This window comes from Polaromonas sp. CG_9.11 (assembly GCF_015752225.1).
Classification (GTDB): Bacteria; Pseudomonadota; Gammaproteobacteria; order Burkholderiales; family Burkholderiaceae_C; genus Polaromonas.
The window spans coordinates 110248-136737 of the sequence record NZ_JADOVE010000008.1; the positions used below are offsets into that span (position 1 = coordinate 110248).

Below are 26490 nucleotides of genomic sequence, written 5' to 3' on the forward strand. Positions count from 1 at the left end.
TGGTTGACCAACAGACTTGTGAAGCATGATATTTGAAATAGTCAAAAATAGTATTTATTTGTGACATTGGTCGCAGCAAGAATCTTGCCGATAATTTGCCGACGTTCAACAATCGCTACAGCCGTCGTACGCCTGCAGGCTTTACCGCAATTCGTTGAAGTTCCCGCGCCAGGAACAGTCCGATAACGCAGCGAACCGAGGTTACCCAACCAGTCAGTTGCCAGCCTCCGGCCTGCACCGCCACCCAAGCGCCCCAAGGCGGACCTGCGAACTGGCCCAGGGCAGACCATTGCTGGACCCAGCCCACCGTGGTCGAGACGGTATCAAGGCTGGGCGCCAGCCTGACCGCCAGGTTGAACAGGGTCGCCGGGATCAGCCCGCCCACCATCGAGAACACCAGTACGCCAGCGTATTGCGGCAGCGGATGCGCCGTGGCGCCGAACGCCAGCAACGCGCCGCCCGCCATCGCAAGGAATCCGGTCGCCAGCAGCGCGAACGGCTGGGAACCGCGGCCGAGCCAGTGACCCGCCGCAAGGTTGCCCACGATATTGACCGCTGCCGCACCCGCCGTGAGCCAGGCGGCATTGCTGCCGGGCAAGCCGGCCTGCGCGTAGATCGAAGGCAGGAAACCGATCACCGCCAGCCATTGGCCTGAATACATGGCGAAGGTCAGTGCCATCAGCCAGACGGCGCGCGAACGCAGGGTCAGGCCAAGCAGGCTGCGGTTCGAAAAATGCCTGGGGCCTTGATACGCCAGGACTGTTGGCCGTTGCCGGGGCGGGTCTGCCGGCAAGCGCCAGTTCAGGAGCAGCGCCAGCATGACCGCCAGCGCGCCCAGCAGCCACCACCAGATCCGCCAACCCCATGCCGGGGCGTCCAGTTGCATGACCGACGGTCCGAGGAGCAAGGCCAGCGAGGTACCGAAGGGCATGTAGGCGCCCCAGACGCCGAGCATGCCGTTGAGTCGCTCGGGCAAAACCAGCCGGCGCACCAGTCCGGGCGCGGGCAGCACAACCCACAAAAAACCCCAGCCTTCCAGCGCGCGCGTTGCCAGCAGCCAGGCGGCGCCATTCGCCAGTCCACCAAGCGCGCTCGCGCACCCCAGCATCAGCAGCCCCGCAACCATGCTGCGCTTGAGGCCGACGCGCTGCGCCGCCAGGCCGGTCAGCAGCCCGAGCGTCATGCCGGCCAGTTACACCAGCGACAGCAAAAAACCGGCCTGCAGCAGCGTAATGCCCAGCACGTCGCGAAGCACCGGCAAGGCCGGCGGCAGCTTGCCGACATGCAGCGCGGCCACCACGCCTGCCGCGATCACGTAACGGGCAGCGCGCAACTCATGGTCGTTATCAAGCGTCAGGGTACTCACCACTAGGCTGACAGCTCAGGCAGGAAAAACCGCATGGCCCATAAGCCGCTCATGCTCTTTGCCGGCAAAGCGGTCGGTCATGCCGGCGATGTAGTCGGCCACCACGCGTTCAGGTTTTGCACCGGCGGCCTGCGGACAGTCGCTGCCGTCAAGGCGGTCGAAGCGGTCGAAGCGGTCGATATGCGCCTGCGGCATCTGCGCCGGGTCGGCCATGTAGGCCTCGAACAGGTCGCGCACGACCTGCTGGGCGGCCTGCGTGGTCTGCACCACCTGCGGATGGCGGTATAGATTTTGTAGCAGAAAACGCTTGAGGGACTTGGACTGCAAGGCCATTTGATCAGAAAAGCAGACCAGGCCCGCATGCTGTCGTACCGCCTGGACATCGGCCGGCGCGGCCTGCGCCAGCGCCCGCCCGGTGGCATCGATGACGTCGTAAACCTGGGCGCTGAGCATGCGCCGTATGGTTTCAAACAGCAGGCGCCGGCCCTGCAGCCGGGGGTATTCGGCCAGGGTTTCGCGCCGGTAGCGGCTGAACAGCGGCACGTCCTCCAGCTGCTCCAGGCTCAGCAGGCCAGAGCGCACGCCGTCGTCCATGTCATGGGCGTTGTAGGCAATTTCATCGGCCAGGTTGGCCAGTTGCGCCTCCAGGCTGGGCTGCCGACAGGCCGGCTCGTCGCGGGGCTGATCGACAAACCGGCGCGCCACGCCGCCCGGCTCTCTAGCCTCGATATGCCGGGCGTTGCGTTTCGAGCAGTGCTTCAGGATGCCTTCGCGCGTCTCGAAGGTCAGGTTCAGGCCGTCGTAGTCCGGGTAACGCTCTTCCAGCGCATCGACAACGCGCAGGCTTTGCAGGTTGTGCTCGAAGCCGGCGCTGTCCGGGTTGTGGCGTTGAAGGCAGGCATTCAGCGCATCCTGTCCGGCATGGCCGAAAGGCGTGTGGCCCAGGTCGTGCGCCAGGGCAATCGCCTCGACCAGGTCTTCATTGAGCTGCAGGGTGCGGGCAATGGAGCGGCCGAGCTGCGCGACTTCCAGCGAATGCGTCAGCCGGGTGCGAAACAAGTCACCTTCGTGGTTCAAAAAGACCTGGGTCTTGTAGACCAGCCGGCGAAAGGCGGTCGAATGCACGATGCGGTCACGGTCGCGCTGGAAGTCCGAGCGCGTTGGCGCTACCGGTTCGGGAATGCGGCGGCCGCGCGACTGGGCCGGATCACAGGCGTAGGCAGCCAGATTCATGGTTTATGCATCAAAAAGGCTGGTTGCGCAATATGGATAAGCACAAGCAGCTATTAATTTCATAGTAAAGCGCGTTACCCGTTGATCAGGTGCAGCACAGGTCGATGACTTCGCGCACCAGCGCATCGGGCGCGGCGCATACGGCGGCCTTGCCCGGGCCGTTGATTACCACGAAGCGAATCTCGCCAGCTTCGGACTTCTTGTCCACGCGCATCAGGTCGAGGTAGCGGCCCGCATTGTCGGTACTTGAAAGCACCGGCCCCTTGACCGGCAGCCCGGCGCGCTCGATCAGCGTGGTCAGGCGACTGACAAAAGCCGCATCAACCCGGCCCAGCTGCTGCGACAGATGCGCGGCCATCACCATGCCGCAACCGACGCCCTCGCCGTGCAGCCATTCGCCGTAACCCAGCCCGGACTCAATGGCGTGGCCAAAGGTATGGCCGAAGTTCAAAATCGCCCGCAGGCCCGATTCGCGCTCGTCCTGGCCGACGACCCAGGCCTTGATCTCGCAGCTGCGCTGGATCGCATGCGCCAGCGCGGCGGGCTCCTTGGCCAGCAGCGCATCCAGATTCCCTTCCAGCCAGTCGAGAAAACCCATGTCGGCAATTGGTCCGTACTTGATGACTTCGGCCAGGCCGGCGCTCAGTTCGCGGTCGGGCAACGTCTGAAGCGCATCCAGGTCGCACACCACCAGTTGCGGCTGGTAGAACGCGCCAATCATGTTTTTACCGAGCGGGTGGTTGATGGCGGTCTTGCCGCCCACCGACGAATCCACCTGCGCCAGCAGCGTCGTCGGCACTTGAACAAAGGGCACGCCGCGCATGTAGCTGGCGGCGGCAAAGCCGGTCATGTCGCCCACCACGCCGCCGCCCAGGGCGAACAGCACGGTCTTGCGATCGCAGCCGTTTTCAAGCAGCGCGTCAAAAATCAGCTGCAGCGTCGGCCAGTCCTTGTGCGCTTCGCCATCGGGCAGCGTGACCAGCAGCACCCTGGCATAGTGCGCGCGCAGGGCATCGGTCAGCTGCGCCGCATACAACGGCGCCACGGTCGTGTTGGATACCACCAGCGCCGTTGCGGCCTTGGGAAGCTGCTGGTAAGTGGGCGCCTGGCCCAGCAAACCGGTGCCGATCACGATGGGGTAGCTGCGTTCGGCCAGGTTGATCCGGACCTGCGCCGTTGCGGGAGAAAAAGGAGGATTTGCGTGCATCAACGAAGTGTAGAGGCACTTTTCGGCAGGGATGGGCAGGTGGCTTTTTTACGCGGTGTTGAGGGTCAACACTGCTGAATGGCGCGGCGTCACGACCCCGGAACGATACCGGCCAGTTCGAGTTGCATGGCGATCATGTTGACCAGTGTGGACACCGAGGGACGGCCGGTTTCGATGACGAAATGCGCGGTTTCGCGGTACAGCGGATCGCGCTGGGCATACAGGTCTCGCAGGCGGCCGAGGGGATCAGCCACCTGAAGCAGGGGTCGGCTGACATCATGCCGGAGCCGGCGAAACAACTCCTCGGGTGAAGACCGCAGGTAAATCACATGACCCCGGTCATGCAGATGCAATCGGTTCGCCGGGCGCAATACCGCCCCACCGCCAGTCGAGAGGACACCGCTCGCCTGCAGGGTCAGTTCATCTATTGCCGATTCCTCGACATCGCGGAAACTGGCCTCGCCTTCCCGCTCGAAGTAGTCACGGATGGAACAGCCAAGCCGCTCCTCGATGACGTGGTCGGAGTCGAGAAAGGCAAGCTGCAACCGCCGGGCGAGTTGTCGCCCGACGGTGGATTTACCGGAGCCGGGGAGGCCGATTAAAACAATCAAAAGCTCACAACGGTTGATACTGAACTCGGAGGGGTCACAGTCACATCTACCCGTACGGTCAGGCAATCGGCTGATCCATCTAGGCTAATAACGTGATTCCCCCCGTTTGAGGAATTTCGGACAATATTGGGACTGATTACGGTGATTTTGCATGTTGCACCCGTCGTCACTACCGCAGCGCTTACATTCGTGCCAGTTGACATGGCATTGCCATTTCGGTCAGTAACCCGGACTGTGAATCCGTTCAAGGTTCGAGCTGATGTCAGCGACACGTTGGCGCCTTGAGTGGCCAGAGCAATCACAATCTGCTGGCGCACCCTGATACTGCCGCTCCAAGTCACGTTGTCGCACGTGTTAGCAATAGAAGGATACGAGTGGACATCATCAGCGCACGCCGATACTCCAGTTGTACCGCCAGGGTAGGTCTGCTCGGCCTCAGGGTTGTATACACGATTTTCGTCGTCATCCCGATAAAGAGTTCCTACTGCAAAAAAAGGTTCATTGAATTGCCAGATGTTGTCGCCGTTCAAGTCAACAAAGCTTTCCTCGCCATCCATATACGCGAGAATTGCCACTCGACCGTTGAAGGGACGAATTCCTTGAGTTGTATATTGCACGCTGCACCCGGAGTTCTCATCGATCAAACATGTGCCCTGCACCAAACCATGCGATGCGACAAAGTTCACAGGAGCTCCTGCCGGAACAGGATTTCCTTGCCGATCGGCAACCCGCATGGTCAGCGTCGTTTGGACACCATCAAAATTTAATCCCTCGATACTCAGCTTGGTCGCGCTTAGTGATGCGGCGTTCTGGGTCGCCCGCCCTGAAGTGACGGCAACTCCCGAGGATGAGGCGATTACCGTGGAGTTGCTCGCCAATACGGCGGTCAAAACGACTGGGGTAGGTAAACCACCCGAAGAGACAGTAACAGACGCGAACCCATTGCCATCAGTTGGCACCGATTGGATCAACGTGGTGGCTACTCCTCCCACAGAGAAGGTCACCCCTGCGCCGATGGCCGCACTAGCCAACGAAATATTGACAGTTTGCCCTGCCATTCCCGCCCCGGAACTGTCCAGCACCTGGAACTTGACCGTAGATTGCTTCAAACCAGTAGCCGCAGCGGAGGACACCATCAATGGCACTGTAGCCGAGGTATAGACCAAATTGGCAGGCTGAGCTGCTGCTACGGTGATCGTAGTGGTCACGGCGGCAGCTCCTGTCGCTTGCGCCGTCAAAATAACATCCCCCGAGCAGTTGACAGCCGATTGATAGGTTGTATTGATCAATCCCGCGCTGTTTGTCGATGCGCTGGCAGGGCTAAATGATCCACAACTTGCAGAAAAATTGGCTATCACCACAGAGCTTCCAGCCAATTCACCATTGACTCGTCTTTTAACAGTCACAGCGGAAGACTGAAGCGCACTAATCGAGTTCTTTGCAACCGACAAGTTTGTCAGCGTTACATTGGCTGCGGACGTTTGGTAATCCAGACTAGCGGATACGGCATTTGTACCCACGGTAGCCGCTGCAATCAAGTTTGCAGCTTTTGTAGCATTCAAACTAACAGGGCTGATTTGCACTTTAGCGATACCACCCGCTCCAGTGAGCGCGGAAGTTTGGGCCAAGGTGGCAATAGTCGAGTCTGTAGTGAAGGTAACCAACTTGTTGGTTACCGCTGCACCGCTTGCATCTAAGACAAGGACTTTGACGAAAAACAGCGCGCCGCTACCGATAGCGTTGGAAGTCACAACAACATCCGTAGCGTCCACGATCGACAGGCTAATGGTAGGCACAACATTGACTGTGGGTATCGTCGTATTAGGTGAACCCGTGCCAGTTGTATTTGTGCCAGTGCCAATAGTTGTAGCCGAGTTCCCGCCCCCACCGCCACAAGCTGCCAAAGCCAAAGCCAAAGCACTTGCCAATAAATATTTCGAAAACTTCATGTCACTCTTTCCAAACTTACAGAGAATAAATTTCTACCTGAATCACCGCGCAGCAGCACGATCCGTGATCATCTTCGGCGTAATAAACACCAGCATTTCCTGTTTCCGGGACGTGCGCTCGCGGCTCTTGAACAGATTGCCCAGGTAAGGCACATCGCCCAGCAGCGGAACCTTGGTTTCATTATTCGTCTCTTCCAGCGTGAAGATGCCGCCAATCACCACCGTGCCGCCGTTCTCGACCAATACCTGCGTCTTGATGTGCTTGGTGTCAATGGCAATGCCGGCGGCGGTGGTTTCACCACGGCTGTCCTTGTTCACGTCCAGGTCCAGAATGATGTTGCCTTCAGGCGTGATCTGCGGCGTGACTTCGAGTTTCAGGTTGGCTTTGCGAAAAGCCAGCGACGTGGCACCGCTGGAAGTGGCGGTCTGGTAGGGGAATTCGGTGCCCTGCTCGATCAACGCCTTGACCTGGTCCGCCGTGACCACGCGCGGGCTGGAAACGATCTTTCCCTTGCCATCGGCTTCAAGCGCCGACAGTTCCAGATTCAGGAAGCGGTTGGCCGCTGCGTTGAAAATCGACACGGCAAACGAAGCCGCATTGTTGGCAACGCCCAGGGTTGACGCGGGAAAGCTGACGAAATTGCCACTGGTGTCGGCAGCTGTCGCGCCGTAGTTGGTGCCCAGCGTGACGTTGGTATTGCCGTTTGACAAGGCACCGGCGGCGCCAATCATGCCGCCACCCAGCCTCACGCCCAAAGACCGTCCAAACGTGTCCGACGCCTCGACGATTCGCGCTTCGATCAGCACCTGGCGCACGGCAATGTCCAGTTTGCCAATGAAGCTTTGCACCTGCTCCAGCCTGGAAGGAATGTCGGTGACGAACAACTGGTTGGTTCGTGGCTCGGCAATCACGCTGCCCCGGCTGGACAGTATGCGCGCAGTGGTTGCGCCCGCGCCGCCTGCGGAAATCTGCGCGGCAATTTCACTGGCCTTGGCGTAGTTGATCTGGAACGACTGCGTGCGAACCGCTTCCAGGCCCTGGATCGCCACGCGGGACTCCAGTTCCTGCTTGTCCTTGGCCGCCAGTTCGTCCTTGGGGGCAATCAGCAACACATTGCCGGTCTTGCGCATGCCCAGGCCCTTGGCCTGCAGGATGATGTCCAGCGCCTGGTCCCAAGGCACGTCTTTCAGGCGCAAGGTGACCGATCCGGTGACCGTGTCCGAGGTGACCACATTGAAGTTGGTGAAGTCGGCAATCACCTGCAGCAGTGAGCGAATTTCAATGTTCTGGAAATTGAGCGACAGCTTTTCGCCATTGAAACCCGTGCCTTGGGTCAGCTTGTCGGGGTCCACCTTTTGCGGGCGCACTTCCAGCACGAACTGGTTGTCGCTCTGATAGGCACTTTGTTCCCATTGACCGGTGGGCTCCACCACCATGCGAACCTTGTCGCCAACCTGCGAGGTGGTCACGGTTTGCACCGGGGTTCCGAAATCCGTGACATCGAGCCGGCGGCGCAGCCCTTCGGGCAGGGCAGTTTTCAGGAATTCCACCACCACGGTCTTGCCCTGCTGGCGAATATCCACGCCAACTTCGTTGTTTGGCAGGGCGACCACGATGCGGCCCGAGTTGTTGGGGCCGCGCCGGAAATCGATATCTTTCAGCGGCAGCGTGTCGCGGTTACGGCTTTCGGCAAATACCGGGGCTGCGGCCACCGAAGGCGCGGCCACGGCCTGCGAATCCAGAATGATCAGCAAGGACTTGCCTTGCAGTTCGGCCTTGTAAGCCGTTGGCGTTTTCAGATTGAGCACGACGCGGGTACGCTCGCCGGCCTGGATCACGTTGGCAGAGCGCATGTTGCCCAGGTTGATTTCAATCGCCGAGCGGCCCAGGGAATTGCCGACACCCTGAAAATCAAGGGCAATACGCGCAGGCGCCTGAATGCTGAAACCCGTAGGAACGCTGGCCAATGGTTCGGCCAATTCGATCCGTATCACTTCCGAGCCTCCCTGTACCGAACCCGAAACCGCCTGGATGGAGTTTTCTGCCTGTGCCAGCAGGGGCATGCTGCCGGCCACGACCATCACACCCAGCACTGCGCGGCGCACGACGCGCCCAAGCAAACGTGGCAGACTTTCTTGCACCCTCGTCTTCACTGCCAATTCCGCTGTCTGCTTGTTCATTTCTTTTCCTCTAGAAGCTGTAAAGTCGCTGGCCGCTCTGTCCACTCGCCTGCTGCGTCCTGCACGATTTCACGCAACACCATACTGGCTTCGGTCACGGAAGTGATACGGCCATAGTTCTGGCCCAGATAATTGCCGACGCGTACCTGGTAGATCAGGTTGTCAACGCGCACCAGTGCCACGGGCCGCCCGGCTTTGGTCAGGCTGCCGACCATGGCCACGCTGTCCAAGGGCGTTGCCTCCAGCGGCTCCTTGCGCCGGCTCAGTTCCGGCGTGATCAGCGCGGCATTGGACGTCGCCTGGCTGGAATCACGTTTGAGCGCCTGCACCAGTTTTTGATTGCTGAAAGGCTCGATCGAGCCTTTCTGGTCATAGGTTTGCGGCGTGAATTTGGTCGGTTGCTGCAATGGCGCGACCTTGGGCCGGGTGATGTCACGCTGGGCGCTCATCCATTGCTGCAGTTCTTCATGATCCGATGAACCGCAAGCTGTCAATAAAAGCAGGCTGCAGACCATGGTCAAGGCAAGGATTGGTCGGGTGGCGCTCATTTCTTGGCTCCATTGGCTGAAGCATTCTTGCGCTGCAAGGCAATTTCTTCGCTGTCCAGATAGCGAAAGGTTTTTGCTGTCGCATCCATGACCAGGTTGCCGTCTTTTGCAGGTGTGATGGCCAAATTGTTCAGCGTCACAATACGCGAAAGGTTGGCTATATCGGCTGCAAATGCACCCATGTCGTGGTATTGGCCTGTAACCCTGACCTGGATAGGCAACTCGGCGTAGTAATCTTTGATAACCACCTGCCCCGGCCGAAACAGTTCGAACTGAAGACTGCGACCCAGGCCGGCCTGGTTGATGTCGGACAGCAAGGCATCCATTTCAGCTTTGCTGGGCAACTGCTTTTCAAGATGTGTCACATACTGTTGAACCTGTTCACGCTGTTTCTTCAGCGCCTCCAGATTAATAGCCAGCGTCAGCTTGCTTGTGTAGTCCTGACGAAGCTGAACTTCCCTTGTCTTTTCCGCAGTCAGTTCTGAATCCGCTGCACTCAGCCACACAAACCAGAGCGCCACGACTACCGCGACAGTGACGGCAACACTCAGAAGGTAGCGCGGAAGAGAGGGCCAGGAAGAAGGATCGTTCGGGTCCAGGCCGGTGAACTGGTGCTGGATACGGCTTTGGAAGGCTGCAAAATCAAAGGAGTGTTTGGACGTTTTTTTTGCCATGATCAATTTATTCGTGCTGCATCAAAGCTTGGCCTCAGCAGGTGCCGACGAGGCGGCCTCTTTTTGATCACTGGCCCGTTTGATTTCCATCCGCATCGAGAAATTTGAAACCCGGCGCTGGTCGCGCGGACTCAGCGTCACTGTTCCCGCGGTAATTTCTACCAGTTCAGGCTTGGACAGCCATGGGCTGTTGTTGGAAACGTTGCGTAAAAGTTCTGAAACCCGCTCGTTTGATTGGGCAATGCCTGTCAACAAGACCGTCTGGTTTTCCTGCTTGAGGCTGTTTACATACACGCCATCGGGAAGTTGCCGGACCAGTTCGCTCAGCAAATACACCGGCAGGTTGCGGTTTCCCTGCAAATCCTCAACAGCTGTCTGGCGCGCCTTGAGCGAGTTGATTTCTGCCTGCAAGGTGGCAATGTCTTTGATCTGTTCGTCCAGGCGCGTGATTTCAGATTGCAAAAAAGTGTTTCTACCGCGCTGGCTTTCGATTTGCGTCAAATACCAGGAATACGTGAGGCTGCAGATCAGCACGCCGGCCAGCGCAGCCAGGCCAAGGGTCGCGAAAAAGACTTCACGCCGGCGTTTGCGGGCGGCCTCCCGGTGCGGCAGCAGGTTGATCAGAATCACTGTGCGAACCTTCGCAAAGCCAGGCCGCATGCAGTCAGGTAAGAGGAGGCTTCGCGTCGCATTTTGTTTTCCATAACGCCGCTGCCGATTTCCATTCCGTCAAAAGGATTCACCATCTGGCAGGCAAAAGCCGTCTGCTCCGTTACCGATTCCGTCAGCCCGCCCAATGAAGAGGATCCACCGGCCAGCATCACGTAATCCACCCGGTTGTAGGGCGTGCTGGTAAAGAAAAACTGGAGCGCCCGGCTGATTTCCTGGGTCATGCTCTCGACAAACGGTTTCAACACGCCGAGCGCATAGTCTTCCGGGAGTTCTCCGCCACGCTTTTTGGTTTCTGCTTCTTCAAGCGAAAAACCATATTGCCTGACAATCAGTTGGGTGAGTTGTGCGCCGCCAAACGCCTGGTCACGCTCGTACAAGACTTCATCATTCCTGATGACCTGCATGCTGGTGGTAACTGAGCCAATCTCGAACAGCGCCACCATGGTGTCCACACCCTTGTTGGGCATGTTCTCGATCAGCCGGGCAGTGGCAAGGCGGGACGCATAGGACTCCACGTCCACCACGATAGGCTTGAGCCCGGCGGCTTCGGCAAGACCCTGCCGGTCCTGGACCTTTTCTTTGCGGGAAGCGGCAATCAGCACCTCGACATCGCCACTGGACGTTGCGCTGGGCCCCAGGAGGCAAAAATCGAGGCTGACTTCATCAAGCGAAAAAGGGATGTATTTGTTGGCCTCGGACTCTACCTGTATCTCCAACTCGGCATCGCTCAGCCCGCCAGGCAGAATAATCTTTTTACTGATAACAGCGGAAGGTGGCAGCGCCATGGCGACATTTCGAGTGCGCGTGCCGCTCTTTTTCACAACCCGGCGGAGCACGTTCGCCACCTCGTCGAATTTTTCGATGTTGCCATCGGTGACCCATCCGACGTCCAGAGGCTCGATGGCACAGCGCTCAAGAACCAGGCGGCCAACGCTGTTGCGGCTCAGCTCGACCAGTGTGACACTGGATGAGCTGATGTCGACGCCCAGTAAAGGAGGTTGTTGACGGTTGAATAACGATCCCAGTGAGATCAAGGGCGCCCCCGGATGAACGGCTACTATGTAACCTGTTTGCTTAAAAATCACTTGGATGTTAGCAGCAAGACTGTGCAGAAGTAACCACTTTTACCGTTCACAACAAAGGCTGCGTTGCCAAAAGTGGACGGACTTCAGGGAAAGTGCTCATGTAAAAAGTTGCCCTGTGGTGTAACAGTGCGATTCTCCGGTGCTTGCTTGTCACGCTGGCGCATCCAGAAATTTTTATAATGCGGTTGCGACTCTACGATTGACCCTGATGCCCTCTTCCTCCCGGACTCCCGATTCCCGATCAAAACCCAGCACAGTGAAGCAGCCTTCTTCCTGGCTGCGCTCTTTTGCCAAGTTCTTGCTGGCCAGCATTGGCTTGGTCCTGGCCGGTCTTGCCGGCCTGGCGATTTTTCTGGCGGTTGCCCTGGCAGTCGCCTACCCCAACCTGCCGGACATTTCCGCCTTGTCGGACTATCGGCCGAAGCAACCGCTGCGGGTGTACACGGCTGACGGCGTCATCATCGGGGAATTCGGCGAAGAGCGCCGCAGGCTCACGCCCATCGATGAAATTCCGCAGATCATGAAAGATGCAGTGCTGGCTATCGAAGATGCACGGTTTTTCTCGCATGGCGGAGTGGACTATCTGGGCGTGGTGCGTGCGGCGCTGGCCAACCTGGGCCGGGCGAAAAGCCAGGGTGCCTCGACCATCACGATGCAGGTTGCGCGCAATGTCTACCTGACGGCCGAAAAAAGTTACACGCGCAAAATTTATGAAATCCTGCTGACCTTCAAGCTGGAGCATTCACTGTCGAAGAACCAGATTCTTGAGATCTACATGAACCAGATTTTTCTGGGAAATCGTTCCTACGGCTTTGCTGCGGCGGCGGAAACCTATTTCGGCAAGCCGCTCAAGGATGTCAGCATTGCCGAAGCCGCCATGCTGGCCGGCCTGCCCAAGGCGCCTTCAACCTATAACCCGATCGCCAACCCCAGCCGGGCCAAGACGCGTCAACTTTACATCATCGAGCGCATGGAGCAAAACGGCTTCATCAATGCCCAGCAGGCAAAAACAGCCAAGGAAGAAGAACTTCAGATCAGGACCGGACGTGATGCCGGGCGCGTGCATGCCGAATACGTGGCTGAAACTGTTCGCCAGCTTGTGTTTAACCAGTATGGCGAAGAAACCTATACGCGCGGTCTAAATGTCTACACCACGCTCAAGTCTGCCGACCAGACCATGGCCTACAAAGCCTTGCGCAAGGGCATCATGGATTACGAGCGCAGGCAGATCTACCGGGGTCCCGAAAAATTCATTGACCTGCCGTCCAACCCCCCGGAAGTCGAAGATGCCATTGACGAGGCCCTGGCCGAGAATCCGGACAACGGAGACATCATGTCGGCTGTCGTGCTGGAGGCCAATCCCAAGCGGATCATTGCGATGCGCCTGAACAGCGAAAAGGTGACGATCACCGGGGAAGGCCTGAGGCCTGCGCAATCGGGCCTGGCCGACAAGGCCGGTCCGAACATCAAGATTCGTCCGGGTGCGCTGATCCGGGTGGTCAAGACGCCGAAGGATGGCTGGGAAATCACCCAGTTGCCGGAAGTCGAAGGCGCCTTTGTGGCCATGGATCCGCGTGATGGCGCGGTTCGCGCGCTGATTGGCGGCTTTGATTTCGAGAAAAACAAGTTCAACCATGTGACCCAGGCCTGGCGCCAGCCCGGTTCGAGCTTCAAGCCCTTCATTTATTCGGCGGCGCTGGAAAAAGGCTTCACCCCGGCCACCGTTGTGAATGATGCACCGCTGTTTTTCGACGCCGGCGTGACAGGCGGACAGCCCTGGGAACCCAAGAACTACGACGGCAGTTTCGAAGGCCCGATGAGCCTGCGCACCGCCCTGAAAAAATCAAAAAACCTGGTGTCGATCCGCATCCTGCAATCGATTGGCGCCAAGTATGGCCAGGAATGGGTAACGCATTTCGGTTTCGATGCGGAAAAGCACCCGGCTTACCTGACGATGGCGCTGGGCGCCGGATCGGTGACCCCGATGCAGATGGCAACGGGTTACTCGGTTTTTGCCAATGGCGGCTACCGCGTCAATCCCTACCTGGTCACCAAAATCACTGACCAGCGCGGCAAGGTGCTGCTTGATGTCACGCCGCCAGCGCTCAACGAGTCAATGCGCGGCATCGATGCCCGAAACGCGTTCATCATGAACAGCCTGCTCCAGGAAGTGGCGCGTTCAGGCACGGCGGCCAAGGCTCAGGCCATGCTCAAGCGTCCGGATATTTTCGGCAAGACCGGCACCACCAATGACTCGATCGACACCTGGTTTGTCGGTTTCCAGCCCACGCTGGCGGCAGCGGTCTGGATGGGTTACGACACGCCCAAGAAGCTCGGCGACCGTGAAACCGGCGGCGGCCTGAGCTTGCCGATCTGGATCAACTTCATGGAATATGCCCTCAAGGGCGTGCCGGTCACCGAATACCAGGCGCCAGCAGGCGTGGTCAACCTGAATGGCGAGTGGTACTACGAGGAATATGCCAAGGGCGCGGGCATCAGCAGCGTGGGCATGCAGCCAGAGACTGGCGCTTCCAGCGAGGAAACAGCACCTGCGCCAGGCGGCGGCATTCAGGTCCTCCCCCCCTCTGACGAGAAAAAACGAATCCTGGACCTGTTCAAGAACTGAAGCCCTCCGTGTCCTGAAAATACCCTGAATAAAAAAACGGACCTTCAAGGTCCGTTTTTCTCGGGCTTGCCAATGATCAGGCAGCAGCGGCAAACACCAGGGGCTGGCCGGCCTGTTCGCTGGCGTAGTGCGAAAGATTTGAAAAAAACTCCCGCTCGTCCTTGGTGTCAAGCCATTTCGCGCTATTGAATTTATAGTGAAAACCGCCGGCCCTGGCAGCCATCCAGATTTCCTGCAGCGGTTTTTGAAGGTTGATGATGATCTGGCTGTGGTTGGCAAAAGTCAGCGTGACCATTGCGCCGGTGCGCTGGTTGTCGATGTCCACATCGCTCTCGTCGTTCAGCCGGTCGCAAGCCTGCTCGATGGCCTTGAGCACGCGCTCTGCCTGGTTCTGGTATTCAAGGTCCGTCATTACAATCCTGTCATGGTTTTTTCACACCGAATTCTAGGCCGCCTTGCCCGTGTCGTTGCCAGGCATGGTTTTGTTGCCATTGTGGCGGGCGCTGCAATGCTGTCCGGCTGCGGGCAGAAAGGTCCGCTGTTTTTGCCGGTACCCCCACAGGCGCCTGCACTGGTGCTGTCGCCCAGCCTTTCCCAGTTTCCCGCGCCTGCGACTGCCCCGGCGTCGGCGTCGGCAGCGCGATAGCCGTTGCCGACGTGGCGGTCATTCATCCTTTCATGCGCTGATTTGCATGGCAGCATACAAGGCAGCCGGCCTCTCAGTCATCGCTCCCATTTTTTGCCCCTTGCTCCAACAGAACCTGCCCCATGCAACTTCCCGTCCTTCCCGGCCATCCCCATTTTGCCTACCAGGGCAACGCGCTGTTTGCCGAGGCTGTGCGCGTCAGCGAACTGGCCGCCACCTACGGAACGCCCCTGTTCATCTATTCAAAAGCCGCCATGCTGTCGGCGCTGGCGGCCTACCAGCGCGGCTTTGAAGGCCGGGATGCGCAGATCTGCTATGCGATGAAGGCCAATTCCTCGCTGGCGGTGCTGCAGGTGTTTGCCCGTGCGGGTTGCGGCTTTGACATTGTCTCCGGCGGCGAACTGGAGCGTGTCCAGGCAGCAGGCGGCGATGCAGCGAAGGTCATTTTTTCAGGCGTTGGCAAGACGCGCGCCGAGATGCACCAGGCGCTTGCCGCAGGCATTGGCTGCTTTAATGTCGAAAGCGAGGCCGAACTCGACGTGCTGTCCGGCGTGGCCCTGGCCATGGGGCTGCGCGCGCCCGTCAGCATCCGCGTCAATCCGAATGTCGATCCGAAAACGCATCCTTATATTTCCACCGGACTAAAAGGTAACAAGTTCGGCGTGGCCCATGAAGACGCGGTGCGCATCTACCGGCATGCCGCTTCGCTTGACGGGCTGGAAGTGGTAGGCATTGACTGCCATATCGGCTCGCAGATCACCGAGGTAACACCTTACCTTGACGCCATGGACCGCGTGCTGGACCTGGTGGCCGCGATTGAGGACGCGGGCATCGCGCTGTCGCACATCGACTTTGGCGGCGGGCTGGGCATTGACTACAACCACGACATGCCGCCCGAAGCCGATGCACTCTGGCGGCAACTGCTGGCCAAGCTTGATGCCCGCGGTTATGGCGGCAGAAAACTAATGATCGAACCCGGCCGTTCGCTGGTCGGCAATGCCGGCATCTGCATCTCCGAAGTGCTTTACCTCAAGCCGGGCGAACAGAAGAACTTCTGCATCATCGACGCAGCCATGAACGACCTGCCGCGCCCGGCCATGTACCAGGCTTTCCATGCCATCGTGCCGGTCGAGCCGGTCGCCTCGGAGGCGGACGGGCCTGTTTATGACGTGGTGGGGCCGGTCTGCGAAAGCGGCGACTGGATTGGCCGCGACCGCGTGCTGAATGTGGTGGCCGGCGACCAGCTGGCCGTCATGTCGGCCGGTGCCTACTGCATGAGCATGGCCAGCAACTACAACACCCGGGGCCGCGCGGCAGAATTGCTGGTGGATGGCGACGTGGCCCGGCTGATTCGTGCGCGCGAGTCGGCAGCCGACACCTTTCGCGGTGAACTGCTGCTGCCCTGAATGAAGAAGCGCCAAAGCGCGTTGGTTGAAATTTCAGCGCTACCGCAGGCTGTATTCAAGCCAAATACGCCTCCAGCGCTTATTTCACGGGCGCAACCAGCTATTTATTTAATAGCAGTAAAGTCAGCGAGTAGCAACGACTGGTTGGCTCGAAACCTGTCGCCGTTTCTTGGACCAGTGGTTCCACACGCGCCAGCCCAGCAGCGTGGCAACAATGGCGGCATAAACGAAAACTTCATCGAAGTTGTTTTTTCCGGCGCGCATCCAGAAAAAATGCAGAAGGCCCAAGCCGGCAATCAGGTACACCAGCTTGTGCAGCAACTGCCAGCGCTTCGCGCCCATGGCCTTGATAGCGGCATTGAAGGACGTGGCCGCCAGCGGGGTCAGCAGTAAAAAGGCCGAAAAACCCACCAGAATGAACGGTCGCTTGATGATGTCCTTGACAATGTCGGCCACGTCAAAGCCCATGTCAAACCAGCTGTAGCTGAGCAGGTGAACCACGACATAGAAGTAGCCAAAAAGCCCCAGCATGCGCCGAAAGCGGGCCAGTGCCGGGGTTTTGCTGATAACCCGCAACGGGGTGACCGCCAGCACGATGCAGACAAATCGCAAGGTCCAGCTGCCCGTGGCGCGGATCAGCGCTTCGGCCGGATTTGCGCCCAGCTGGTCGCTGAAAGCCTGGTAGAAAAGCCACGCAAACGGCAGCAGGCACAGCATGAAAACCAGCGGCTTGGCCGCCGGGTGCAACAACCATTTTTGCCGCCCCGCCATTGCAGCCGCCATCAGAAATTCTTCTTGAGGTCCATGCCGGCGTAGAGCTGGCCGACTTGCGCTTCATAGCCGTTGAACATCAGGGTCTTGCGCTTCTTGGCAAACAGCCCGTCCTCGCCAATGCGCCGCTCGGTGGCCTGGCTCCAGCGCGGGTGGTCAACCAGGGGATTGACATTCGAGTAAAAGCCGTATTCCTGCGCCGCCGCCTTGTTCCAGGCAGTGCGCGGCTCCTTGTCGGTGAAGCGGATCTTGACAATGCTCTTGCCACTCTTGAAACCGTATTTCCAGGGCACGACCATGCGCACCGGTGCGCCATTCTGGTTGGGCAGCACCTCACCGTACATGCCAAAGGTCAGCAACGCCAGCGGGTGCATGGCCTCGTCCAGGCGCAATGCCTCGACATAAGGCCATTCGAGCACGCGCGAGCCGACAAACGGCATGGTCTTGGGGTCGGCCAGCGTGATGAACTCGACATACTTGGCGCTGCCCAGCGGCTCGACCTTTTTGATCAGTTCGGACAGCGAATACCCCACCCAGGGAATCACCATCGACCAGCCCTCGACGCAGCGCAGGCGGTAAATGCGCTCTTCCTGCGGACTGAGCTTGAGCAACTCTTCGAGCGAGAAGCTTCTCGGGTTCTTGACCAGGCCTTCGACCGCAACCGACCAGGGTTTCACCGGCAGCGTCGCAGCATTTTTCGCCGGGTCGGCCTTGTCGGTGCCGAACTCGTAGAAGTTGTTGTAGGTGGTCGCGTCCTTGTACTCGGTGACTTTTTCCATCGTCACTGCACCGGCGGCCGCAGATTTTCCACCGGTCAGCGCCGCCAGCTTGCCCGGCTTGGGCACGCCTTGCGCCAGCGCACCGCGCCCGGCCCAGCCTGCCAGCGCGGCGCCTGCCGTTCCGCTGGCCATGAGCTTGATCAGGTCGCGACGGCCCTGGTAGATGCCTTGCGGGGTGATGTCACTGGAAAGCGGATGATTCAACCCGCTGGAATTTGTCTTGATAAGCATGGGAGTTCCTTTCAAACCTGCAGTGGTTGGCTGTAGTACGCAGCAAATCCCATAAAGGATTCAATACGAAGGACTCAACTGGCCGCTACAAGGTTCCGTAGCTGTGCAGGCCCGACAGGAACATGTTGACACCGAGAAAGGCGAAGGTGGTGACTGCCAGTCCGCCCAGCGCCCACCAGGCCGCCACCGTGCCGCGCAGGCCCTTCATGAGCCGCATGTGCAGCCAGGCGGCATAGTTGAGCCAGACGATCAAAGCCCACGTTTCCTTCGGGTCCCAGCTCCAGTAGCCGCCCCAGGCCTCGGCGGCCCACAGGGCGCCCAGTACCGTGGCAATCGTGAAGAAGGCAAAGCCGACGGCGATCGCCTTGTACATCACGTCGTCCAGCACTTCCAGGCTCGGCATGCGAGCGGCAATGTGCTTGCGGCCCAGCAGGATGCCACCGGTGATCAAACCGGCCACCAGCAGGTAGCCCATCCAGTAGTTGCTGCCGCCGGCTTCGAGCGGCGACTTGCGAAACACGATGGGCACGAAGCACAGCACCACGCCCACCATCCACAGGGGCGTCAGCTTGTACCAGCGCGTTTCCTGCGCCTGCTGCTTGACATGGTAGGACAGCGCCACCATGGCCGCCAGCGCGAACATGCCGTAGCCGATGAAGTTGGCCGGCACATGCAGTTTCATCCACCAGCTTTTCAGCGCCGGCACCAGCGGCTGGATTTCATGCGCTTCGCGAATGACGGTGTACCAGAGCAGGAAACCGACCGCAGCGCTGACCACCAGCATGACAAATGCGCCCAGCGCGCGGGTCTTGTATTCGGCTTCGAAGTACAGGTAAAAAGCCGCCGTCATCCAGCAAAACAGCACGAACACTTCATACAGGTTGCTGACGGGAATGTGGCCGATGTCGGGGCCGATCAGGTAACTTTCGTACCAGCGTACCAGCGTGCCGATCAGTGCCATGCCCACACCCACCCAGGCGATTTTCGAACCCAGCGACTCCAGGGTTGCGCTGTGACTCGATCCGACGCTGTTCGGCGTGTTGCTGGCGAACATGCCGAGCCAGTAAAAAATCGTACTCATGAAGAACAGCATGCTCATCCACAGGATGGCCGACTGGCTGGACAGGAAATACTTGAGCCAGAACACCTGTTCGGCCTGCGCCAGATCGCCCTGGTAGGACGTGATGCCCAGCAGGGCAAAGCCGGCAACGACCATCATCAGCACGCGCAGCGGTCGCCAGAACCAGCCCATTGCGATGGTGGCCGGAATAGCGCCAAACAAGATGCCTTTTTCATAGACATCCATGTAGGCACTGTAGCGGGCAAAGGCATACAGGAAGCCGCCCGCCACCAGCACGGCAAAGACCCAGTCCAGCGCATTGCGCTTGGCGAAATAACCTTCGTTCAGGCTCAGCGTGCTGTCGCCGCCGGAAGAAAGGGTGGTCGTGGTGTTGATGCTCGTCGTGGTATTCATTGGGGTGCCTGCAACAATTTCGTTTTCAACATCTCAAATTCCTTGTCGCCGTCCATGGTTTTGCGGTTGGTGGACAAGGCCATGGTGGCCTGGCTACTTTGGGCAGATTCTGACACCGAATGCATGGCCTCGAGGCCACCGGCGGAATCAGCATTGCCGGGTGCATGGGCAGGCGCAAGCGGCGCCAGCCAGACCCATATCCGGCGCTCGCGGATGTACAGCATGGCAAAGATACCCAGGATCAAAAAGGCACAGCCCAGGTAAACGATGGTCTTGCCTGGCGCCCGCGCCACCTGGAAAACGCTGGCCTGGACCTGCTTGAAATCCTTCAGCTGAAACGCCATCGGCGCCGGGTAATGCGGCGCGTCCGACAGGCTCAGCACCATCTGCGACATGAAGGCCTGCGTTTTCTCGTCCTGCGGCAAGGGCTTGAGATCAGCCTTCTCGCGCGTCATCGACGTCAGCTCGAACAGCACGCCGTTGAGGATACGGACCAGCACTTCTCCGGCGCGCTCACGCTCGGCCTGCGGCACATTGGCCTCCATGAAATCGGAAATTGCCTGCAGTCCGGCAACCGGCCCGGCCTTGCCGGCAGGTATCACCGCAGTTGCCTCCGCACCGGCAAAAAGCGCCAGCGCACGCGATGCCGATTCGTTCAGTTGCTGCGCCAGTTCCGGGCGGGCCGTGCCGACGGCCAGACGGGTGTAGCGCTGGACCGCCAGGTCGCGCTGCGCCGGATCGGCCAGCGCGGCGCGCAGGCGAACGAAGGTTGCCGTGCTGCTTTCCGGATCGGCGGGTATGCGCAGGTACTGGAAGGCGTCGACCGTGTTTTCGCGCACGCCCATCAGGAACATGGGCGGGGTGTCGGGGTTGTCATCCATCTTGACCGGCAGCATGTAGTTCTGGAACTCACGCGCCTGGCCGGCGGCATCGCGCAGCTTGTAACTCACACTGGGGCCGACATTGCGCAACTGCTTTTGCGTGACGGTCTTGTTGGCCGCACCGAGCCGCGTTTCGATCGCCTTGTGCAGGTCTACCTTGCGCACGTCGGCGCCCGGGCTTGCCGCGCTACCCGAAACGCCGGCAAAATTCTCGACATTGATGACGCGCAGCGCGGTGTATTCCAGGGTGAGCTGCTCGGCGCCGGCCCCCTGGCCGTTGGTCAGCGCGCTGGAGCCGCCAATCGTTCCCTGGATTTCAAAAGGCCGGGTGGCGGCGGACATCGGAATCGCGCTCAGCGTGACGCTGGAGCCACCATCGTCAAAGCTGGACTGGTAAATCTCCACGCCCTTGTAGTTCGCCGGGTGGTTGACCTCGACCCGCGCCGGCGTTTTATCGCCCGTGGCCTTGTCGTGGATGACGATGTCGCTGGCAAACAGCTTGGGCATGCCGGTGGAGTAGTACTCGACGCTGAATTTCTTCAGTTCTATGGCAAAAGGCAATTCCTGCAGCAGGATGCCGCCCGGCTGGTTCAGGATCGCAGTGCTCGACTGGGTGCCCTCGGCCACCAGCAGGTTGGCGCGAAAGGTCGGGTTGCGCTCGCTCAAGCGGTGCTCAGCCGGTACGTCGGCAATCAGCCCGCCGCCGGTAAAGGTGGTTTTGCCGTTGATCAGCATTTGCGCCCGCACGATCATGTCGCCGTCGAGCAGGCCGCCGATGCAGATCAGCACAATAGCGCTGTGTGCGGCGATGTAGCCCAGCTTGTTGGCTGAGCCCTTTTTGGCGGCGACCATCCAGCCGGCGCTTCGCTGCTGGAGCTTGACCTTCCAGCCGCTTTGCACCAGGGTCTGGCCGATGCGCCGCGCGGCCGCTTCGGGCGACTCGGCCAGACCAACTTGCGCGCGGTGGCCAAAAGCCTTGAGGCTTTGCTCGCGCACGTCTTCCTTGAGCTGGTTGAAGTCGGCCAGGATCTTGGGCGTGTTGCGAGCGATGCACAGGGATGTGGAGACCACCAAAAACGCCAGGATCAGCAGGAACCACCAGGCGCTGTAGACCGTGTTCAGGCTTGCCAGGCTGAACACCTGCGCCCAGAACGGCCCGAACTGGTTGACGTAGTTGCCGAGCGGCTCCTGCTGCTTGAGTACCGTGCCGATCACCGAGGCAATGCAGATGACCGTCAGCAGCGAAATCGAAAAGCGCATCGACGACAGCAGCTCCACCGACGCGCGCAAAGTGCGCGAGCCCCAATTGACGTTCATGCCTTCGGTGGAAACTGTCATACGTGAAACTGAAAGCCCGCAGGCTTGGTGTGGAGCATGGAAATGGACGGTAAAAAAACAAAAAGGCGGACTTTCCTCAGAAAGACCCGCCTTGATGTGATTGATTGATACGGCTTCGGTTCAATCCAAGCCAAGGATTTCTGGAGTAAAACTGCAAAAAAGGGGCGCTTGGCTTAAACCATGGCAGACCCCAAGTTCAGGGCTTAGCGCAAACCGGCGATGTAGTCGGCAACCGCCCGGATTTCCTTGTCATTGAGCTTGGCCGCCACCTGGGTCATCTGGATGCTGTTGGTGCGGATGCCGTCACGGAAATACGTCAGTTGCGCGGCGGTGTATTCGGAATGCTGGCCGCTCAGGCGCGGGTATTGTGCAGGAATGCCGCCACCCGTCGGGCTGTGGCAGCCGGCGCAGGCAGCGATCTGGCGGTCGGCAATGCCGCCGCGGTAGATGCGCTCGCCCAGCGTGACCAGCTCTTTTTCCTTGGCGAAACCGGGCTTGGCCTTCTTGCTGGTGGCCCAGTAGGCAACGTTCTTCATGTCGGCGTCCGACAACGTGGCGGCAAAGCCCTGCATGATGGCATTTTTACGCTTGCCTGACTTGTATTCCTGCAACTGCTTGACCAGGTATTCAGGATGCTGCTGCGCGAGCTTGGGGTACGCCGGTGTTCCGGAATTGCCGTCGGCACCATGGCAGGCGGCGCAGACGGCGGTGAAGGTGGCTTCTCCCTTGACCAGGTCAGGCTTGGCAGCCATGACCGGCGCCACAACAGCGACCGCAGGCGCTTGGGCGGCATCCGCCGGTGCAGTTTCAGCCGCAGCAAATGAAGACATGGCAGGCAAGGCCAGCAAGGCGGCCAGTAGGGAAGTAGCGAACAGCTTCATATCGGGACTTTTAATTGGTTGGCGCACAGAACTTGGGTAAGGCGGGATTTTACAATGGCTTGGACGCCAAGCCCTATTATCGGGATTTGGCAAACGGCTATTCGCCTGCCTTGTGGGCCAGCGCCTGCCGTTGCGCACTTTTATTTTTTCCGGCCTGCCTTGCAACGGCAGCGCAGCCACCGACTTCCAGGGATCGCCCCATCATGACTTCTTCAGCCGCCTTGCCTCTTGCCGCCGCCACCAAGCCCGATCCCAAGATCGCCATGGGCTGGCTGCACACCGCCAAATTCCTGACGACCGCGCCCGAACTCAAGCACCTGCCGCGGATCGAAGTGCCCGAAATCGCCTTCGTGGGCCGCTCCAATGCCGGCAAATCGACCTGCATCAACACCCTGACGCAGCAGCACCGGCTGGCGTTTGCTTCAAAGACGCCTGGGCGAACGCAAAGCATCAACCTGTTTTCGCTGGGCAAGCAGGGCGTGACCGATGCCGTGCTTGCCGACCTGCCGGGCTACGGCTATGCCGCCGTTCCCAAGGAAGCCAAATACCGCTGGCAGCAGGTGATGGGCAATTACCTGCAGACGCGCGACAACCTTCAGGCCATCGTGCTGCTGTGCGACCCACGGCTGGGCCTGACAGAACTCGACGAAATCTTGCTCGACGTGATCCGTCCGCGCGTCGAGGAAGGGCTGAAATTCCTGGTGCTGCTGACCAAGTCCGACAAGCTCAACAAGACCGATGCAGCCAAGGCATTGCAGATCGTCAAGCTGCAGGCGGGCGGCGGCGACGTGAAGCTGTTTTCATCGCTGAAACGCCAGGGTGTCGAAGAGGTGGCCCAGCACTTGTGGGACTGGGCGCATCCCATGGAAAAACCGGTCAAGGCGCCAAAACCTGCGCCAGAGTCGCCAACTGGCGGCGAATCAGACCCGCAAACGCCCATACCGCCAGCGGCTGACCTGGCCTGATCGCCGACAAGGCATTCCAAACGACCGACAACTTCAATTTCAAGCAAATAATGGCTATAGCGCATGTCCTGCATACGCAAGCAGCTATCAATAAAATAGCACCATGATTGAAACGAGCGACTGCGCCCTGCCCCACGGCATCACCCTTTCCTGCCGCTGCACCGGCGCCAGGGGCCGGCCGGTGCTGATGTTCCTGCACGGGTTTCCGGAAGCGGCGTTTGTCTGGGATGGCCTGCTGGAACATTTTGCGCGCCCCGGGAATGGCGGCTTTCGCTGCATCGCCCCCAACCTGCGCGGCTACGGGCAGTCCAGCGCACCTGCCGAAGTGGCCGACTACCGGCCCCGGCATCTGGTGCAGGACGTTGCCGCACTGATCGAGCACGAAGGCGGCCCGCTGGCCTGTCTGGTGGCGCATGACTGGGGCGGCGCCGTGGCCTGGAACCTGGCCGCCAGCGCGCCGGGCTGCATGGAAAAGCTCGCCATCATCAATTCACCACACCCTGGCACCTTTTTGCGCGAGCTGCAGCATTCGCCGGCGCAGCAGGCCGCCAGCGCCTACATGAATTTTTTGATTCGCCCGGATGCCGAAGCGCTGCTGGCCGAAGATGACTTTCGCCGGCTGTGGGAATTTTTTACCGCCATGGGCGCAGCTGACGGACCGCACGCCTGGCTGACTGACGCCGTCAAGGCGCAATACCGCGACATCTGGCGCGCCGGGCTGACCGGCCCGCTCAATTACTACCGTGCCTCACCGCTGCGTCCGCCCCGGCCAGGTGCGCCACACCACGACCCGGCGGCCGCCGCCGTGGTGATTCCACGCGACAAGCTGGAAGTGCACGTGCCGACGCTGGTCATCTGGGCCATGGACGACACCGCCCTGCCCCCGGCCTTGCTCGACGGTCTTGAAGACTTCGTGCCGCAAATGCAGTTGCACCGTGTCGAGGGCGCCACCCACTGGATCGTGCATGAGCAGCCCGAACGGGTCATCGGCTGCCTGGAAGATTTTCTTCGATAAACCCGTGATTGCGCGCGAACTGCTATAAAAATAATAGCTATAAATGCAATCCTGTAATGCGCAAAGACGCTAAAAAGCTTAAAAAAACAGCCGCGATGACTGAACGTCCGCTCAGTACAGCGAAGGCTCGCCTTCGGGCCGTGTCTTGAAGCGTTTGTGCACCCAGTAATACTGCGCCGGCATGGTGACGATGTAGTCCTGCAGCCGCGCATTCATCAGCGCGGTGTCGGCCACCGGGTCGTCGCCGGGAAAATCGGTCCAGGCCGGCATCACCTGCACGTCATAGCCCTCAGGCGTCAGGCGCGGCAACAGCGGCACGACCTTGGCCCGTCCCAGGCGGGCAAAGCGCGACAGCGACGGCACGGTGGCAGTCTGAACGCCGTAAAAGGGCACGAACACCGACTCGTCCGGGCCAAAATCCATGTCCGGCAGCAAATACAGCGGCTGTCCTTCGCGCAGCGCTGCGACGATCGGCTTGACGCCCTCAATGCGCCCAAACAGGCGCAAATGGCCAAAGCGCTGGCGGCCCTGCAAGATCCACTGGTCGACGAGCTTGTTCGACTGGTCGGTGTAAATCGTGGTGGAGGGCCGGGGCACAACCAGCGCCGTGGCGGCCCAGGCCGCATCCAGACCAACAAAATGCGGTAGAAAAATTACCGTCGGGTCGGTGCCCGCCAATTCCTCGGTAGCGCCAGTCAGCCGGACACGCTGCCGCACGCATGATTCAGGCGCATGCCACAGCCAGGCGCGGTCCAGCCAGGCCTGCGAAAAACAGACAAAGGTCTCGATGGCCAGCTTGCGTCGCTCTGCTGTTGACAGCGCTGGAAAGCACACCGAGAAATTTGCATGCACGACGCGCCGGCGCGCGCCGATCAGGCCATACAGCACCCAGCCCAGCACCGTTGCCAGGGCGCGCACGGCCGGCAGCGGCAGCCAGGCCAGCGCTTTCATGAAGGCAATGCCAACCCGCGTCATCGCATCGCCGACCGAGGCGCGAAGATTGTTCAAGTAGCGTCCTTTCGAGGCGTCTTGTAGCGCGCATAGCCCCAGAGATACTGGCCGGGCTGGCTCAGCACGATGGCCTCGATCGCCTGGTTAATGCGGGTAACGGCCGGCAGCATATAGGCCTTTCCACCCTTTTCAACGGCGTCCAGACCGGACACGGCCGGCCAGATCTTCAGGAAATAGCCCCGGCCCCTGGGCAGACGCTCGCAGCTGACCGGCAGCACGGTCGCGCCGGTTTGGAGGGCCAGCCGGGCTGCCAGCGTCATGGTGTAGGCCGACCGGCCAAAAAATGGCGCCCAGATGCCCCAGCCTTCGGGCGGCACCTGGTCGGTCAGCATGGCGATGGCCTGGTTGGCCTTCAGGGTCTTGTGCATCAGCCGGATGCCGCGCATGCTGGCCGGCACCATGGTGAGGTTCTGGCGGTCGCGGGCAAAGCTTTCCAGGCGAGCCAGCCAGGCCTTGCGGGCGGGCCGGTAAATGGCGGTGATCGGCCCGTACAACTCGGCCAGCGCCTGCGTCCCCAGCTCGAAACTGCCGCAGTGCGGCCCGAAAAATATCACGCCCTTGCCCTGCTTAAACGCGTTGTCGGCATGCGCCCGGCCTTCGACCCGGACATTGCCCAGGCACGACTGCGAACGCGGCCGCATCCACAGCTTGGGCAATTCGCCGACAAAGCGCCCGGCCTCGGCAATCGCCGGCCGGGCTGCTTCAAACGACAGGCCAGCTTGCGCCACGTTGGCGCGGAACTGGGCGCGGTAACGGGCACTCAGCCACCAGACGCCCCAGCCCAGTCCGGCGCCCAGCGTGTGCAGTACCGGCAACGGCCAGCGGGAGAAAAAACGGAATAACCAGAGCATGAAAAGGGTGCTAAAGGACTAATGAAGCCAAAAAAGGGAGCGTCTTATAATTGCACTTGTCGCCGAGTTACTGAACAACTTGCAGGGCG

24 protein-coding genes are annotated in these 26490 nt (G+C 60.0%); 5 read left to right on the forward strand and 19 right to left on the reverse strand.

Annotated elements, in window-relative coordinates; genetic code table 11:
- Positions 1 to 115 precede the first annotated feature (115 nt).
- From IWX85_RS08810 to IWX85_RS08855, 11 genes are all read right to left on the reverse strand, one after another.
- Entirely contained in the window at positions 116 to 1183 is a 1068-nt protein-coding gene (locus tag IWX85_RS08810) for a CynX/NimT family MFS transporter (protein WP_370584251.1), read from the reverse strand.
- A 9-nt stretch (positions 1184 to 1192) separates the two neighbouring features.
- Complete coding sequence (locus IWX85_RS20940; RefSeq protein ID WP_370584252.1) at positions 1193 to 1366, reverse strand: hypothetical protein; 174 nt, start codon at positions 1364 to 1366, stop codon at positions 1193 to 1195.
- 15 nt (positions 1367 to 1381) lie between these two features.
- Positions 1382 to 2599, reverse strand: coding sequence for a deoxyguanosinetriphosphate triphosphohydrolase (locus IWX85_RS08815; RefSeq protein WP_196869474.1), 1218 nt, complete (start codon positions 2597 to 2599; stop codon positions 1382 to 1384).
- An 85-nt stretch (positions 2600 to 2684) separates the two neighbouring features.
- Positions 2685 to 3806 (reverse strand): 3-dehydroquinate synthase, encoded by a 1122-nt coding sequence (gene aroB, locus IWX85_RS08820; protein ID WP_196869475.1) that lies wholly within the window; start codon positions 3804 to 3806, stop codon positions 2685 to 2687.
- 89 nt (positions 3807 to 3895) lie between these two features.
- Positions 3896 to 4405: a shikimate kinase gene (locus IWX85_RS08825; RefSeq protein ID WP_196869517.1), complete on the reverse strand. Its 510-nt coding sequence runs from the start codon at positions 4403 to 4405 to the stop codon at positions 3896 to 3898.
- A gap of 8 nt (positions 4406 to 4413) precedes the next feature.
- Positions 4414 to 6366, reverse strand: a complete 1953-nt coding sequence (locus IWX85_RS08830; protein ID WP_196869476.1) for a hypothetical protein — start codon at positions 6364 to 6366, stop codon at positions 4414 to 4416.
- Between the two features lie 42 nt (positions 6367 to 6408).
- Entirely contained in the window at positions 6409 to 8547 is a 2139-nt protein-coding gene (gene pilQ, locus IWX85_RS08835; protein ID WP_196869477.1) for a type IV pilus secretin PilQ, read from the reverse strand.
- Positions 8544 to 9095, reverse strand: a complete 552-nt coding sequence (locus IWX85_RS08840; protein ID WP_196869478.1) for a pilus assembly protein PilP — start codon at positions 9093 to 9095, stop codon at positions 8544 to 8546. Before IWX85_RS08840 ends, pilQ begins: the two co-directional genes overlap by 4 nt.
- Positions 9092 to 9769 (reverse strand): type 4a pilus biogenesis protein PilO, encoded by a 678-nt coding sequence (locus IWX85_RS08845; RefSeq protein WP_196869479.1) that lies wholly within the window; start codon positions 9767 to 9769, stop codon positions 9092 to 9094. The genes IWX85_RS08840 and IWX85_RS08845 overlap by 4 nt, the downstream gene beginning before the upstream one ends.
- A gap of 21 nt (positions 9770 to 9790) precedes the next feature.
- Positions 9791 to 10399, reverse strand: coding sequence for a PilN domain-containing protein (locus IWX85_RS08850; protein ID WP_036806126.1), 609 nt, complete (start codon positions 10397 to 10399; stop codon positions 9791 to 9793).
- Complete coding sequence (locus tag IWX85_RS08855; protein ID WP_196869518.1) at positions 10396 to 11475, reverse strand: pilus assembly protein PilM; 1080 nt, start codon at positions 11473 to 11475, stop codon at positions 10396 to 10398. Before IWX85_RS08855 ends, IWX85_RS08850 begins: the two co-directional genes overlap by 4 nt.
- Before the next feature lie 259 nt (positions 11476 to 11734).
- Here IWX85_RS08855 and IWX85_RS08860 point away from each other — a divergent pair, with 259 nt between their 5' ends.
- Positions 11735 to 14152 carry a penicillin-binding protein 1A gene (locus IWX85_RS08860; RefSeq protein ID WP_196869480.1) on the forward strand — a complete coding sequence of 806 codons (2418 nt, stop codon included), beginning with the start codon at positions 11735 to 11737 and terminating at the stop codon, positions 14150 to 14152.
- A gap of 76 nt (positions 14153 to 14228) precedes the next feature.
- Here IWX85_RS08860 and cyaY read toward each other — a convergent pair whose 3' ends face one another.
- Positions 14229 to 14564 carry an iron donor protein CyaY gene (cyaY, locus tag IWX85_RS08865; RefSeq protein WP_036806132.1) on the reverse strand — a complete coding sequence of 112 codons (336 nt, stop codon included), beginning with the start codon at positions 14562 to 14564 and terminating at the stop codon, positions 14229 to 14231.
- Between the two features lie 12 nt (positions 14565 to 14576).
- On the opposite strand from cyaY, the gene IWX85_RS20740 reads away from it, so the two are divergent.
- Positions 14577 to 14798, forward strand: coding sequence for a lipoprotein (locus tag IWX85_RS20740; RefSeq protein WP_036806135.1), 222 nt, complete (start codon positions 14577 to 14579; stop codon positions 14796 to 14798).
- Positions 14799 to 14920: 122 nt separating this feature from the next.
- Positions 14921 to 16204 (forward strand): diaminopimelate decarboxylase, encoded by a 1284-nt coding sequence (gene lysA, locus IWX85_RS08875; RefSeq protein ID WP_196869481.1) that lies wholly within the window; start codon positions 14921 to 14923, stop codon positions 16202 to 16204.
- A 123-nt stretch (positions 16205 to 16327) separates the two neighbouring features.
- On the opposite strand, the gene IWX85_RS08880 is transcribed toward lysA, so the two are convergent.
- The 5 genes from IWX85_RS08880 to IWX85_RS08900 all read right to left on the reverse strand — a co-directional run bounded on the left by IWX85_RS08880 (position 16328) and on the right by IWX85_RS08900 (position 22559).
- Positions 16328 to 16987 (reverse strand): sulfite oxidase heme-binding subunit YedZ, encoded by a 660-nt coding sequence (locus IWX85_RS08880; protein ID WP_196869482.1) that lies wholly within the window; start codon positions 16985 to 16987, stop codon positions 16328 to 16330.
- Positions 16987 to 17985, reverse strand: coding sequence for a protein-methionine-sulfoxide reductase catalytic subunit MsrP (msrP, locus tag IWX85_RS08885; protein ID WP_036806143.1), 999 nt, complete (start codon positions 17983 to 17985; stop codon positions 16987 to 16989). Before msrP ends, IWX85_RS08880 begins: the two co-directional genes overlap by 1 nt.
- An 85-nt stretch (positions 17986 to 18070) precedes the next feature.
- Complete coding sequence (gene ccsB, locus IWX85_RS08890) at positions 18071 to 19459, reverse strand: c-type cytochrome biogenesis protein CcsB (protein ID WP_196869483.1); 1389 nt, start codon at positions 19457 to 19459, stop codon at positions 18071 to 18073.
- Positions 19456 to 21678, reverse strand: a complete 2223-nt coding sequence (locus IWX85_RS08895) for a cytochrome c biogenesis protein ResB (protein ID WP_036806145.1) — start codon at positions 21676 to 21678, stop codon at positions 19456 to 19458. The genes ccsB and IWX85_RS08895 overlap by 4 nt, the downstream gene beginning before the upstream one ends.
- A gap of 203 nt (positions 21679 to 21881) precedes the next feature.
- On the reverse strand, positions 21882 to 22559 hold the full coding sequence (locus IWX85_RS08900; protein ID WP_036806148.1) for a cytochrome c: 678 nt from the start codon (positions 22557 to 22559) through the stop codon (positions 21882 to 21884).
- 203 nt (positions 22560 to 22762) lie between these two features.
- Between IWX85_RS08900 and yihA the strand changes: the two genes are divergently transcribed.
- Positions 22763 to 23524, forward strand: a complete 762-nt coding sequence (gene yihA, locus IWX85_RS08905) for a ribosome biogenesis GTP-binding protein YihA/YsxC (RefSeq protein ID WP_051984095.1) — start codon at positions 22763 to 22765, stop codon at positions 23522 to 23524.
- A gap of 103 nt (positions 23525 to 23627) precedes the next feature.
- Positions 23628 to 24539: an alpha/beta fold hydrolase gene (locus tag IWX85_RS08910; protein ID WP_196869484.1), complete on the forward strand. Its 912-nt coding sequence runs from the start codon at positions 23628 to 23630 to the stop codon at positions 24537 to 24539.
- A 111-nt stretch (positions 24540 to 24650) separates the two neighbouring features.
- On the opposite strand, the gene IWX85_RS08915 is transcribed toward IWX85_RS08910, so the two are convergent.
- Complete coding sequence (locus IWX85_RS08915) at positions 24651 to 25514, reverse strand: lysophospholipid acyltransferase family protein (protein ID WP_196869519.1); 864 nt, start codon at positions 25512 to 25514, stop codon at positions 24651 to 24653.
- 29 nt (positions 25515 to 25543) lie between these two features.
- Positions 25544 to 26401 carry a lysophospholipid acyltransferase family protein gene (locus IWX85_RS08920; protein WP_196869485.1) on the reverse strand — a complete coding sequence of 286 codons (858 nt, stop codon included), beginning with the start codon at positions 26399 to 26401 and terminating at the stop codon, positions 25544 to 25546.
- Positions 26402 to 26490 lie beyond the last annotated feature (89 nt).